10 protein-coding genes are annotated in these 13,467 nt (G+C 70.0%); 2 read left to right on the top strand and 8 right to left on the bottom strand.

The window, feature by feature from the left end; translation table 11 throughout:
* Window positions 1-20 precede the first annotated feature (20 nt).
* From GGR64_RS04610 to GGR64_RS04585, 6 genes are all read right to left on the bottom strand, one after another.
* Window positions 21-629 (bottom strand): glutathione S-transferase N-terminal domain-containing protein, encoded by a 609-nt coding sequence (locus GGR64_RS04610; protein WP_184644175.1) that lies wholly within the window; start codon window positions 627-629, stop codon window positions 21-23.
* Window positions 630-753: 124 nt separating this feature from the next.
* Window positions 754-1,215, bottom strand: a complete 462-nt coding sequence (locus tag GGR64_RS04605; protein WP_019797714.1) for a cell wall hydrolase — start codon at window positions 1,213-1,215, stop codon at window positions 754-756.
* A 299-nt stretch (window positions 1,216-1,514) separates the two neighbouring features.
* Window positions 1,515-2,804 (bottom strand): hypothetical protein, encoded by a 1,290-nt coding sequence (locus tag GGR64_RS04600; RefSeq protein ID WP_260302788.1) that lies wholly within the window; start codon window positions 2,802-2,804, stop codon window positions 1,515-1,517.
* A 291-nt stretch (window positions 2,805-3,095) separates the two neighbouring features.
* Window positions 3,096-4,250 carry a glycerophosphodiester phosphodiesterase family protein gene (locus tag GGR64_RS04595; protein WP_184644173.1) on the bottom strand — a complete coding sequence of 385 codons (1,155 nt, stop codon included), beginning with the start codon at window positions 4,248-4,250 and terminating at the stop codon, window positions 3,096-3,098.
* 211 nt (window positions 4,251-4,461) lie between these two features.
* Window positions 4,462-5,358 (bottom strand): glycerophosphodiester phosphodiesterase family protein, encoded by an 897-nt coding sequence (locus GGR64_RS04590; protein WP_184644171.1) that lies wholly within the window; start codon window positions 5,356-5,358, stop codon window positions 4,462-4,464.
* A gap of 23 nt (window positions 5,359-5,381) precedes the next feature.
* A complete protein-coding gene (locus GGR64_RS04585; RefSeq protein ID WP_184644169.1) occupies window positions 5,382-7,880 on the bottom strand; it encodes a TonB-dependent receptor in 2,499 nt (832 codons plus the stop codon).
* Window positions 7,881-7,991: 111 nt separating this feature from the next.
* Between GGR64_RS04585 and GGR64_RS04580 the strand changes: the two genes are divergently transcribed.
* On the top strand, window positions 7,992-9,113 hold the full coding sequence (locus GGR64_RS04580) for an ROK family protein (RefSeq protein WP_184644167.1): 1,122 nt from the start codon (window positions 7,992-7,994) through the stop codon (window positions 9,111-9,113).
* A 130-nt stretch (window positions 9,114-9,243) separates the two neighbouring features.
* Here the strand turns inward: GGR64_RS04580 and GGR64_RS04575 are convergent, their stop codons facing one another.
* Window positions 9,244-10,575 carry an MFS transporter gene (locus GGR64_RS04575; protein ID WP_184644165.1) on the bottom strand — a complete coding sequence of 444 codons (1,332 nt, stop codon included), beginning with the start codon at window positions 10,573-10,575 and terminating at the stop codon, window positions 9,244-9,246.
* A 98-nt stretch (window positions 10,576-10,673) separates the two neighbouring features.
* Between GGR64_RS04575 and GGR64_RS04570 the strand changes: the two genes are divergently transcribed.
* A complete protein-coding gene (locus GGR64_RS04570; RefSeq protein ID WP_184644163.1) occupies window positions 10,674-11,084 on the top strand; it encodes a Rap1a/Tai family immunity protein in 411 nt (136 codons plus the stop codon).
* Window positions 11,085-11,252: 168 nt separating this feature from the next.
* On the opposite strand, the gene GGR64_RS04565 is transcribed toward GGR64_RS04570, so the two are convergent.
* Window positions 11,253-13,301, bottom strand: coding sequence for an NADPH-dependent 2,4-dienoyl-CoA reductase (locus GGR64_RS04565; RefSeq protein WP_184644161.1), 2,049 nt, complete (start codon window positions 13,299-13,301; stop codon window positions 11,253-11,255).
* Window positions 13,302-13,467: the final 166 nt, after the last annotated feature.

Genomic DNA, 13,467 nt, shown 5'->3' with positions numbered 1-13,467 from the left:
GCCGGCGTTTGCAGCAACGCTTAGCTCAGGCCTTCGGCCTGCAGCGCGGCCTGCACCTGCGGATCGGCGGACATGCGTTCGAAATGCAGTTGCAGGTTGGCGCCGAGCGGAATCTGCTGCGCGCGTGCCCAGCGCAGGGTGACGAACAGGTAGGCGTCGGCGATGGAGCGGCGTGCGCCGCCCAGCCAGGTCTGCTGTTCCAGTGCGGCCTCCACGCGCGCATACAGCGTGCGCACACGCTCGCGTGCGTGTTCCTGGGTGCGCGCGATCACCGCGGCGTCGTCGAGATAGCGGGTGCTGCCGAACAGCGGATGGAAGGCCGGATGCAGGTCGGCGTTGAGGAAGGCCAGCCAGCGCTGCACTTCGGCGCGGCTGCGCGGGCTGCCGTCGCCGGCCAGGTGCGCGTCGGGCGCGAGATCGGCGATGTAGTTGAGGATCGCCGAGTTCTGGGTGAGCACCCAGTCGTCCACCTGCAGCGCCGGCACCGCGCCGGCCGGATTGATCGCCAGATACGCAGGCGCCTTCATCGCGGCGGCATCGAGCAGCTTCAGTTCGAACGGCAATCCGGCCCAGCGCAGCGCGATGTGATCGGCCAGCGAACAGGCGCCGGGCTTGGAATAGAGTTTCATGGCATGCGGCTCCGCATCATTCAGGACGCCAGAGCGTACCCGCTGCGCGGGGCGCTTGGCGATCACTGGCACGCCGTGCGTGGCGTGCGGGAGCCTGCGTCGGATGTGCCTGCGTGGCGAAGGATCAGGAGGCGTTGCGCGGGCGCAGCTTCTGCACGCGATAGAACGTGTGGTCGCCGATGGTCGCGACCTGATAGGCGTTGCGCCAGCTCGGGCTGGCGATGGCATGCGCGGCGAAGTGGCTGGCGCCGGGCACGATCTCCTTGCGCTGGCCCTGCGGCAGCGCCCAGTTGCGCTCGGCGGCGAAGGCGACCTTGACCGCGTCGGCCCAGGCGTCGTCGTTCTTCAGTTCGGTGCCCGGCTTCACCAGGCCTGGCGCGAACTGCTTGCGCGCGGTGACCACCTGGCACATCGAATCGCCCCACAGACCGCTGTCCAGACGCCGCAATGCGACTTCGGCGACGGCTTGCTGCCCGCGCAGCGTCTGGTCGCGCGCTTCCAGGTACACGGTGGTGCTGAGGCAAAGCGAATCGGCAGCGGGTTGCGGCAACAATTGCGATAGCCAGAGGATCCAGGCCAGTTTCATCGTACTCCTTGCTCCGTATGGGCCGTCGTCGAGGTGACGCGCCGGAGTGGCGCGGCAAGCGATGCGGCTTGGCGTCATGGGGAGGCGGCCTGTCACGGGCCGCCCGGGTGCCGGCAATCTGAAGTCCGGCGGGACCCGCCAAGATGGGCGGGTCGGAAGAGGGGCGCACAATAGGCGCCGCTTCCCGAATCGCAACTGAACCCCGAGTCTTGACAGGGTTCACATCTCGCACTGTGGCAACGCCGTCGTGCCTGGCCGCACGACGGCATGGTGCAGCGCCGCGATGCGGCGCATCAGGCTCAGGGAAACTGCTTGCGCTGCATCAGCATCGCGTACACCTTGACCACCGGGTCGGCATGTCCGCTCAGTTGCGCGAGGCGCTGTTCGCGATCGGGCCAACGTTGCGCTTGCTCGGCGAGCACGTGCAGATCGCCGAACCAGGTGTCGTGATCGCGCGCGTAGTACGGTCCGCTCAACAGCGTGGCGAGCAGGTTCATGCCGCGGTCGCGCGCGGTGCCGGCCGGCGCATACTCGAGATAGCGCAGCAGTTCGCGCAGGCGCGCGCGCTGCACGCGGCCGCTGTCGTCGCTGGCCGCGGTCTGTTGCAGCACGCCGTGGTCGAGTTGGTCGAGGAACTCCAGCGAGGCTTTTTCCGTAGCAAGGGCGTCGGCGCCAGCATCAGGATCCAGCAACTGCGTGCGGATGTTGTAGCCGGCCTGGCGGATCAGCGAGATCGCGTCTTCGTCGACCGGCTGGGCCGTGACCGGTTGCGCGGGCAGGATGCGTTCGCTGGGCAGCTCGGCGACGAAGCGCTGCTCCAGCAGCCAGTGGTTGCCGAGCACGCTGGACGGACACCGCGTCTGCGCCAGGTGCGCGGCAACGTAGCCGCGGTAGGCACTGTGCAGCCGCTCGCGCAGCGCGGTGTCGGAGAGCTGTTGCAGCACCAGCGGCATGTCGCCGGCCACGCTCAGTTCGGTTGCGGTGAAGCCGGCATCGTCGCCGCGGATGCGCGCGAGCATGCGCGTCAGGCTGTCGGCGAGCTGTGCCTGTCCTGCGCTGTCCAGCGGCGCAGCGGCGAGTGCCATCTTCAGCGCCGGCGCGGTGTCGGTTTCGTGTTGCGCCGCGTCCACACGTGCGCTCACCGCGGTTGCGCGCGCCGTCGGTTGTGTCGGCTGCAGTGCAGTAGTCAACGCATAGATCGGACTGGGATCGTCGAGGTAGGCCGCATCGCAACTGCCGGGTTGCGGTGTCGGCAGTGCCGCGAACAGCGCCTGCGCCTGTGCCGGCGTGGCGCGCTGCGCGGCACGCGTCTGCAGTGTCAGCCGGTCCAGGCCGGCGGTGCGCAATGCGCGCAGTTCGTCGGGGTTCTCTTCGCTGACGTAGCCGACACGGGCCAGGCCGGGCATGCGCCGTTGCGCGCGCTCGGCCAATGCCACGGCCTGTTGCGTCAGCCGTTGCGCGGCAGTGGCACGGTCGCCATCGGCTTGCAGATCGGGGGAGACGGCGAGGCGCAGCAGCACATCGGCCTGGAAGTCGGCGGGCAGCGCCTGCGCCGCGGCCAGCACCGCGCTTGCGGGCGGTCCGGGCATGGCATTGCGGTTCACCGACGGGACGTCGGTGTGCAGCGGGGTCTGTGCGCTCGCCGGGTCGGCAGGCGCGTGCGTTGCGAGAGAGGCGGGCGCTGCGGTTTGCGCGCCGTGAGCGGTGGCCGCGCGTTGCAGCAGCGGCACGCACGCGCCGGCGACCAGGAGCGCGAGAAGCAGATGGCGGGGACGTGGGGCGGAACGCATGGGAGCTCCTGAAGGCGGACGACGGACTGCACGGCGCATGGGCGCCGTGCAGGGCCGGAGAGCGCACTCCCCGGCGCGACCATCCAGTGGTCAGTTGTAGCGCGCGGTGTTGCGCGGGACGTTGGCGCGGATCACACCGAGCGGATCGTCGGTGATGATGCTGGTGAAGCCGGCGGTGACCTGCGCGCGGAAGTTCGGACGGTCGTCGGCGGTCTCGTTGCCGAAGTACTTGGTTTTCGTCAGGTAGTCGTCCAGCGATGCGCAGCAGGTGCCGTTGCTGCGCACGAAGTGCTGGCCGTCATGGCTGCTCAGGCGGTACTCGGGCACCGGCGAGAAGGCGCCGATCGCCTGCTTCTGCGCCTGGTTCGCGGCCAGCAGCTCGGCAGTCGGGTCGCCGCGGCGGGGCTGCTTGTTGCCGATTTCCAGCCAGGCGAAGCCGCCTTGCTTGCGCACTTCGGTGATCCACGCGCTGACCCGGCACTGCGGCGTATTGGGCGCGGTGAAGCCGCACAGGCCGACGTAGTTGTCGGCGATCCTGTCCATGTCGCCCGCATAGACGGTCGGTGCGAACGGCACGCCCTTGGTGAAGCGGGTGATGTCGCTGGGTGTCTTCGGCAGCAGCGAGGCGCTGAACTTCAGCACCACCTGGTTCTGCATCTTGAACGCATTGACCTGGTCGGCCGCGCGCGACACCGCGTCCAGCGACTTCAGATCCAGCACCACCACCATGTGGTTGGCATAGTGGCTCACCGCATCCAGTGCGATGCCCAGCGAGGCCGGATGGTCGTTGGTCTTGGCGAAGTTCTTGTCGCGCAGGTACATGTTGATCAGATCATGGCTGCTCAGGGTGCTGATGTCCGGATTCCAGCCCGACGGATTGGCGGCGGGCTGGAAGATGTTGAAGCCGGGGTTGTGGTCGATGACGCGGCCGGCGTTCTGGTCGTGGAACAGCCACAGGACGCCATCGGAGGCCTGCTTGACGTCCAGTTCGATCGCTTCGATGTTCTCGTTGTAGGTGTCGAGGATCGAGCAGGTGGAGTTCTCGGCGCAGCCGTTGCCGACCAGCCCGCGATGCGAGATCACCACGACGTCGGCGTGATTGCCCTGGTAGGGATTCTTCATCACGTTGAGGATGTGTTCCGGGTTCCAGTTGCTGGCGGCCGACGCCATGCCGGACAGCGCGCTCAGCGAGACGCAGGCCAGCGCCAGGGCGAGGGCCTTGGCGGGTTTCTTGGGCAGTTTCATGTGCTCTCTTCCGTTCGGGGTTGATGGAATGAAGTGAAGGAACGCAACGCGCCGCCGCCGCCGCCATGCCAGTGAGCGCGGTCGTCAGTGGTGCAGTGCTCGAAGCGACGGGCATCGTCCTGGCAGTGCATGCCGCCCGTCTGAAACTGGACTCCTGGCGACGCGGCGCGTGGCGATCGCGCCGCGTCGCCAGGATTGGGAACGAGACCGGCTACCGGGGCGTGTCCGTGCCGTGCAGGTAGCGTTGCAATGCCAACGGTTCGTCGGTTTGGATCATGCTCACGCCGTGCTTGCGCAGCCCGCCCCAGACCGCGGCCGGATCGCGCAGTGCGCGCTGGTCGGTGTAGTTGGCCGACAGCCGCATCGGCCTGCCGCTGGCGATGTCGTTGGTCATGGTGTTGACGAACAGCCGCGCGTGCGGCGCCAGTTCGCGTTGCGCGATGTCCAGCACCGCCGGGTCGTCGAACATCAACTGCACCACCGCCGGCCGCAGGCGCGCGGCGCGGCGCAAGGCCTGCTCGGGCGACAGCGCCGAATCGCGCTGCAGGTACAGCGCCTGCACCGCGATATCGGCCTTGCGCGCGCGCTGCAGCACCGCCGCCGGTACGTCCAGTGGCACGTTGAGCAGTACGTCGCGTTGCGCGCCGGCGGCCTCCACCGCGTCGATCACCTGGTCCAGCGCCGCGGCCTTGATGTCCAGGTTCACCAGCACCTTGCCGCGCGCCACGGCCAGCGCCTGCGCCAGTGTCGGCGGATGCCGCGCGGTGAGCGTGCTGTCGCGCCCGCCGCCCTGGCTGCGCACGCGCAAGGCGGCGATCTGCGCCGCCGTCAGATCGGCCACCGCGCCGTGGCCGTCGGTGGTGCGGTCCACGGTCTCGTCGTGCATCAGCACCAGCCCACCGTCGCGGGTGGTGCGCACGTCGATCTCGACCATGTCCACGCCGCGTGCGATGCAGGCAGCAATGCCGTCCAGGGTGTTCTCGGACGCGAACTTCCAGCAGGCGCGGTGCGAGACCACCAGCGGCGGCCCGTGCGGGTCGCGCAGGCGGTCGGGCAGGCTCGGCGTGGCCGCCAGGGCCAGGATCGGCAGCGACAGCACTGCGCTCATCAACAGTCTCCGGCAGTGCATGCTCACCACCTCCAGGTCAGCGATGCGTTGTAGTTGCGGCCGAAGATCGGCCGCGCGTAGATCGCGTCGGCGGTGCCTTGCCCGGACAAGGTGTCCACCCGCGCATTGCCTTCGGTCAGGCCAAGCGCGTTGCTGACATTGGCCGCGTGCAGCTGCAGTTCCAGGTGCTCGCTCAGCCGCGCGAACAGGCCCAGGTCGTAGGTGGTGTAGGCGGGCAGGGCGGTGGCGTTGGTGTAATCGACGTAGCGCTGGCCCATGCGATAGGCGGTGGCCGACAGTTCCACCGGCCGGCCGTCGATGTCGAAGTACAGGGTCGGGCTGATCGACGCCATGAACTTGGGAATGCGCGAGATCTGCTTGCCGTCCAGGTCGCCGTAGCTGAGGCCGGTGGTCGCATTGCTCAGGCCGCGCGTCTGCGGATCCTGCAGCGTGGCCGAGCCGGTGATGCCGAACAGCGGCGACGGCCGCCAGGTGAACTCCGATTCCAGGCCCAGGGTGCGGGTCTTGCCGACCAGTGCCAGGTTCTGCACAGCGCCGGTGTTGTCGAGCACGATGGCGCTGATCGACAGGTCGTTGAAGCGGCTCCAGAAGCCGACCGTGGAAAACGAGAAGGTGTCGCCGAAGCTGCCGCGCAGGCCGGCTTCGGCCTGGTCGATGTCGGTGACGTCCGCGTTCTGGGTCTGGTAGACGTTCTGCAGCCGCGGCAGGCGCTGCGACTGGGTGTAGCGGGCGAAGGTCTGCAGTTGCGGGGTCAGCGCGAACTCGGCACCCAGCGTCCACTGCGTGGCATGGCGGTGATCGGTGCGCGGACTGAACGCACCGCTGAGGCCGCCGACGTTGTCGTCGGCCAGCGTGCTCGGATCGCCGAGATTGCGCGTGGTGTTGGCGTACACGCCGCCGTTGGCGTTGTAGCGGGTGTAGCGCACGCCGGCATCCAGGCCGAGGCGGCCGAAGCGCACCGAATCCCACAGGTACGGCGACAGGTAGGTGGCGTTGGCGAAGCCGCTGGTGACGCCGTTGCCGTAGCGCACGAAACCGTTCTGGGTGACCGAACCGACCACGTTGCCGGCGGCGTCGTAGGCCAGCACGTCCAGGCGCTGCGCGTTGTTCTGCAGCGTGGTGAGCACGGTGTTCTGCAGCCGGTCCTGGCGGAATTCGACGTGCTGCACGTTGAGGCCGGCGGTGAGCGTGTGCTTGCCCAGCGCGGTGTCGTCGAACGCCTTGCTCAGGCGCAGGTCGTCGGACAGCGTGCGCAGATGGGTGCGCGCATTCCACAGGCCGCTCTCCAGCACCAGGCCGTCGGCCGTGGCCGGATCGTAGGCGGCGCCGTCGCGGGTGGTGACGTAGCCGACCCGCGCCACGCGCGCGCCGAAGCCGCTGCGCGCGCGGCCGAGCTGGGTGTTGAGGTAGGCGCCGGCATCGTAGGGCGCGGCGCCGGAGAACAGCGCGGTGTAGTCCACTTCCGCATCGACGAAGCGCATGCGGTTGTTGAGGGTCAGGCCATCGCCCAGGTCCCATTCCAGGTGCGTGCCGAGTTGTTTGACCTTGTTGTGGATGCCGTCGGCCAGGTCCAGGTTGCGCGCCAGCGGACCATTGCCGTCGAAGGTGAGCGCGGTGGTGTGGCGCAGGTCGTTGGATAGCAGCGTGCCGTCCAGCGGGTCGATCAGCGCCGACAGCGACTGCGACGGGTTGCGCGGGTCGGCGAGCGGGATCGGGTTGTAGAAGGCGGTGCGGTCGTTGAGGTACTTGGCGTCGACGTCGAGGATCGCATCGCCCATCAGGAAGGTCAGGTTGCCGCGCAGCTGGCCGCCCTGGTCGGCGGTGTAGCCGGTACGGCGCAGGCCGTCGTCGCTGCGGTGATAACCGCCGATGCTGTACAGCACGTTCTCGCTGAGCGGGCCGGCGCTGTAGGCGTCCTCGCGGCGCAGGCCGTCGCTGCCGACGGTCATGCGCACCGCGCCCTCGGGCGTGGCGGTGCCGTGGCGGGTGATGGCATTGACCGTGCCGCCCGGCGCGTTGGTCGCGAACAGCGGCGAGGTGCCGCCGCGCACCACTTCCAGGCGCTCGGTCATCATGTCCAGCGCGAACAGGGTGTCGACGTTGAAGAAGCTTTCCTGCGGCTCGTCGAACAGGGTCAGGCCGTCTTCCTGGTACTGCACGTAGTACCAGCCGCCTGCGGGCAGGCCGCGCACGTAGATGTTCTGGCCACCGCCCTGGCCGCCGGAGGGTTCGGCGGAGAAGCCAGGGACCGCCCGCAGCATGTCCACGCTGCTGCTCGGGGTGCTGCGCTCCAGGCGTTCCTTGGACACCACGCTGATCGCGAACGGTGCGTCCTTCTGCGACTGGCCCTGCGGCGTGCCGGTGACCACGATCTGGTCCAGGGTGGTGGTGGCATCGGCCGGCGGTGCCGGCGCGTCCTCGGCATGGACGGCAGTGGCGCTGCCGAGGATGGACGCGAGCGCGAGCGCCAGCAGGCTCGGGTGCGGATGAACGGTACGCATGAAGACCCCCAGTAAAAGAATGTGGGGGTAATACTATTTACCATGTATGAAACTTCTGTGTCCACATGCTAGGTTGTTGCGGTTGTGCATCCATCACGCTTCTGTCCGCCTATGCCGCATCTCGATTTCCCGCCGCGCGTCAGTGCCGGCGGCCGCCAGTTGCTCGACCGTGTGTTCAAGACCGGGGTACAGACCCAGGCGGCGCTGAGCCGCGACCTGGATCTGTCGCAGCCCACCGTGGCGCGCCTGCTGCAGGGTTTCGTGCAGGACCGCATGGTCCAGCTCAGCGCCCGTGCCGCCGAGGGCCGCGGCAATCCCAGCGTCGACGTGCGGCTGGCGCCGGACTACGCCTACGCCTTCGGCATCGGCCTGATGGGCGACGTGGTGGCGCTGGCGCTGGTGGATTTCGCCGGCAACGTGCGTGGTCAGCGCCGCATCGGCCTGGCCGACATGCGCCGTGCGCCGGTGCTGGCGCAACTGCAGCGATTCCGTGCCGAGCTGCTGGCCGAGACCGGGGTGGACCCGGCGCGGGTGGTCGGCGTGGGCATGGCGATCTCGGCGTTCTTCACCGGGCAGGGCCGGCAGATGGCCGGGCCGCCGGCGCTGGAGGACTGGACCCAGGTGGACCTGGTGCCGATCCTGGAAGAGGCGCTGGGCTGTGCGGTGACGGTCGAGAACGACGGCGCGGCGGCGGCGGTGGCCGAGAGCCTGTATGGCGTCGGCCGCGAGTGTCGCGACTTCGTGTACCTGCACCTGACCAACGGTTTCGGCGGCGGCATCATCGCCGATGGCCGGCTGTTCCGCGGCTACCGCGGCAATGCCGGCGAGTTCGGCGGCATCTGGACCGTCGGCGGCATGGCCTATCCGAACCTGGATGCGTTGCTGTCCCTGGTGCGCGCCGCCGGCCAGGACTACGCCGGCGTCGAGCAGATGCTCGGCGCGATCGACGCGCACACCCCGGGCGTGGATGCCTGGCTGGAGATGGCCGAGGCGCCGTTCTCGCAGCTGTGCGCCTACCTGGCCTATGCGCTGGATCCGCAGGCGATCGTGATCGGCGGGCGCCTGCCGGCCACGATCGGCGCGCGCCTGATCGAGCGCATCCGCATCCCGCGCGCGCCCAACCGGCATGGCCTGGCGCCGCCGCTGCCGCAGTTGTGCATCGCCCGCACCGTCGGCGACGCGGTGACCCTGGGTGCGGCGTTGATGCCGTTGCAGCGCGCCTTCTTCGCCTAGCGCACGACTGGGCGCGCTGCGCCGCAGGGCCGATGCCGCCGCGTGGCGGGCGATCCTGCGTCAGATCCGTGGCCTTTCGGGGCCGCAGCGGCGTCGGCGTCGGCGCTGCCGCCGACCCTGTGCCAACGCCTCAACCGCCGTTGGCGGTCGCCGCCATGCCGGCGTCGGCAGCCAATGGCCGGCGACGCCCGGTGAGCAGCGCCAGCAGCAGGCACAGCGCCCCGCACAACAGCGGACCGGCCGCCATCGCCCAGCACAGCAGCAGGCAGTGCCCGTCGCGGTAGTCCAGCGCGTCCAGCAGCAGGCCGATCAGCACCACCCCGGCGGCCAGTGCCACCTGCGCGGCGGCGGTCAGCGCGGCGAAGCTCAGCGCGTGCTGGGCGACGGCGCGGGTGGCGGTGCGTTGTGCGTGCCAGGCCCACACCAGTTGTCCGCCGCTGCCGCCGATCGCACCGATGCAGGCCGCGGCGGCCAGGCTGAGCAACGGCTGCGCCGGCAGGGTTAGCGCGAACAGCGGCGCGCAGAGCAGCAGGCCGCTGCCGAGCCAGGCCAGCCGTTGCGCCGGCGTGCGCTGTCGGCCCCAGCGCGCGGCCAGTGGCTGCACCAGCACCGTGCCGAGCGCATAGGCGATCAGGACCGCACTGCCCCAGCCGGGCGAGAGCAGGCCGTAGGCGGCCACGTATGGAGCGAGCTTGGTGAACGCGGGCAGGGTCAGCGAGACCGCCGCGATCAGCGCCAGCGGCTGCCAGGGAATCGCGCGCCACGAGGGCGCCGTGTCGGTCGCGGCTGCGGCGATGGTGCCGGAGGGTGCAGGATGCGCAGCGGCATGACGGTGCAGCACCCGCTGCAACTGCCAGGCGCACAGCATCGCCACGGCCGCCAGCACCGCGCTGGCCTGCAGCGCCAGGCCGCCGCCATCGGCGCCGCGGGCCAGCACCGCACCGACCACGCTGCTGATCAGCAGCGCCGCGGCGCCGCTGCCGGCCAGGCGCAGCGCGCTGGCGCCGTCGTGGCCGCGCCACGGCCACTGCGCCAGGCTGAGCAACGTGTTCTGGGCCACGTCGCAAGCCGCGTAGGCCAGCCGGAACAGCAGGCTCACCGCCAGCACGTAGCCCAGCCGCCACGGCGACGGCAGCAACGGCGTAGCGAACACCAGCAGCAGCGCCAGCGCGGCCGCGGCCAGGCCGTGCCATTGCAGGCGTCCGGCGTTGCGCACGTCGCGCAGGCGTCGGCGCAGGCGCCAGCCGGCGCCGACGCCGATCGCGGCGCTGAGCAGCAGGCCCAGCGCCAGCACCAACCCGGCCGCGATCGCGCGCAGGCCGGCGTGTTCGGTCAGCGAATAGATCAGCAGCAGTTCGCCGGCGTACCACAGCAGGCTCTTGCCGAAATGCGCGCCGGCATACGCCGCCAGCGCCGCGTGCGGCAGGCGGGGCAGGGTAGGCAGGGGGGAGGCGCATGGCATGCCCAGGCTTATAGCCGCACGATGCGACAGCACCAAGTCCGCCGCGCCGGCTTGCTAGGATCGACAGCGCTGGTCCTGGTTGCCAAAGGAGTCCGCCGATGTCGCTGTCATCGTCATTGCCCCGGCTGCTGTGCCTGTGTCTTGCCGCCGGCAGCGCGCCTGCCGCCGCGTCCGTGGCCGCGCGTCCGGAGGCGGTGCATCAGCTGTCAGCTGGCGATCTGCTGCGATTGCTGCGCGGCGATGCGCAGGCCGTGGCGACGCCGCTCGTCGGCAGCGCCGAACAGCGCCGCGCGCAGGCCAGCGCGATGGCGCGGCTGTACATCGCCGGCGTCGCCGATGCCACCGAAGGCACGCAGTGGTGCGCCGGCGCGCAGGGCGTGCTGGCGCATGAACTGGTCGATCGCGTGTTCACCGCGCTGGCCGCGCTGCCGGCGGCGCAGTTGCGGCAGCGCGCGGCGGTTCCGGTGGGGCATGCGTTGCACGCGGCGTTCCCCTGCACGGCACGTTGAGGCTTGCAGGCCCGTAGTTGGTGGCGGACAGGCATGCCTGCTGCAGACGACGTCCGCCTTGCGCGCCGGTAGCGAGGACGATCACCGACTGCGCCCGGCCTAGCCCGCGTGCATCGGCGCGACATTGTCGGCGATGGTCGCCGACGGCCTGCCGGGTCAGCGCATGCCCTACAACTGCGCCGCCAGCCGGCTGCCCTGGGCGATGGCGCGCTTGGCGTCCAGTTCGGCGGCGACATCGGCGCCGCCGATCAGGTGCGCGCTGCGGCCGGCGGCCAGCAACGCCGCCTGCAGGTCGCGCCGCGGTTCCTGGCCGGCGCAGACCACCACCGTACCCACCGGCAACAGTTGCTCGGCGCCGTCCACGCGGATGCGCAAACCGGTGTCGTCCACGCCCAGGTATTCGACGCCGCCGAGCATGGTCACGCCCTTGGCCTTGAGCGTGGCGCGATGGATCCAGCCGGTGGTCTTGCCCAGCCGCGCGCCGGGCCGGCCCGGGCTGCGCTGCAGCAGCCACACGCTGCGCGCCGGCGGCTCCGGACGCGGCTTGCACAGCGCGCCGCGGCCTTCGAACTGCGGGTCCACGCCCCACTCGGCCATCCACCGCGCCGGGTCCAGCGCGGTCGACTCCCCGGCGTGCACCAGGAATTCGCCGACATCGAAGCCGATGCCGCCGGCGCCGATGATCGCCACCTTGTCCGCGGCCTGCACCCGGCCCTGCAGCACGTCCAGATAACTGACTACGTTGGGATGATCGGCACCGGGGAACTGCACCGTGCGCGGCACGATGCCGGTGGCGAGTACCACCTCGTCGAAGTCGGCCAGCAGCGCAGCATCGGCGGTGGTCTGCAAGCGCAGCTCCACGCCGGTGGCCTCGAGTTGATGGCGGAAGTAGCGCAGCGTCTCGTGGAATTCCTCCTTGCCGGGAATCCGCTTGGCCACGTTGAACTGACCGCCGATCTCGCTGGCGCTGTCGAACAGGGTGACGCGGTGGCCGCGTTGCGCGGCCACGGTCGCGCAGGCCAGTCCGGCCGGGCCGGCGCCGACCACGGCGATGCGCTTGGGCGCGCGCGTCGGCAGGTAGTTCAGTTCGGTCTCGGCGGCCGCGCGGGGATTGACCAGGCAACTGGCGGTCTTGTTCTCGAACACGTGGTCCAGGCAGGCCTGGTTGCAGGCGATGCAGGTGTTGATCGCCTGCGCCTGGCCGCGCTGCGCCTTGTTGGCCCATTCCGGATCGGCCAGCAGCGGCCGCGCCAGCGACACCATGTCGGCGCCGCCACCGGCGAGGATGCGCTCGGCCACGTCGGGCATGTTGATGCGGTTGGTGGCGATCAGCGGCAGCCGCACGTGCGGCTTGAGCTTGGCGGTGACCGCGGCGAAGGCGGCGCGCGGCACCGAGGTGGCGATGGTCGGCACGCGTGCCTCATGCCAGCCGATGCCGGAATTGATGATGGTCGCGCCGGCGGCCTGGATCGCCTGCGCCTGCATCACGATCTCCTGCCAGTCGCTGCCGTCCTCGACCAGGTCCACCAGCGACAGCCGGTAGACGATGATGAAGTCCGGCCCGCAAGCGGCGCGGATGCGGCGCACGATCTCCACCGCAAAGCGCATGCGCTTGGCCGCGTCGCCGCCCCAGGCATCGCTGCGGCGGTTGCTGCGCGGGGCGATGAACTCGTTGATCAGATAGCCTTCCGATCCCATCACTTCGACGCCGTCGTAGCCGGCCTCGCGGGCGAGCTTGGCGGCATGCGCGTAGGCATCGATCTGGCGTTCGACGCCGCGCGCCGACAGCGCGCGCGGGGTGAACGGGTTGATCGGCGCCTTCAGCTTCGACGGCGCCACCGACAAGGGGTGATAGGCGTAGCGCCCGGCGTGCAGCAGCTGCAGGCAGATCTTGGCGCCGTGCGCATGCACCGCGGCGGTCACCTGCCGGTGCGGGCGCACCTCCCACGGCCAGGACAGCTTGCCGCCGAACGGTTTCAGCCAGCCGACCACGTTCGGCGCGAAGCCGCCGGTCACGATCAGTCCGACGCCGCCGGCGGCGCGCTCGGCGAAGTACGCGGCCAGCTTGGGGAAGTCGCGGGCGCGGTCCTCCAGGCCGGTGTGCATGGAGCCCATCAGGATGCGGTTGCGCAACTGGGTGAAGCCCAGATCCAGCGGGGCGAACAGGTGCGGATAGGCGGCGGAGGCGGATTCGGGCTGGCCGGGGGCGGGCGACATGGCGTGGATACGCAGGCGTACGGAAGCGCGCAGGGTGCCGTGAAACTTGGGCTACGGCAAGAGGGACGTTGCCTTCGTGCCTTTACGCTGACTTTGAGGTTGCCTTGGCTATGGCGCGGGGATTCTGAAGCAGGAAGCTTTGAAGCAAAGGCAACAGCTTCCGCTG

The organism is Xanthomonas sp. 3307 (assembly GCF_014199735.1).
Classification (GTDB): Bacteria; Pseudomonadota; Gammaproteobacteria; order Xanthomonadales; family Xanthomonadaceae; genus Xanthomonas_A; species Xanthomonas_A rydalmerensis.
This window is presented reverse-complemented; position numbering and strand designations above follow the sequence as displayed.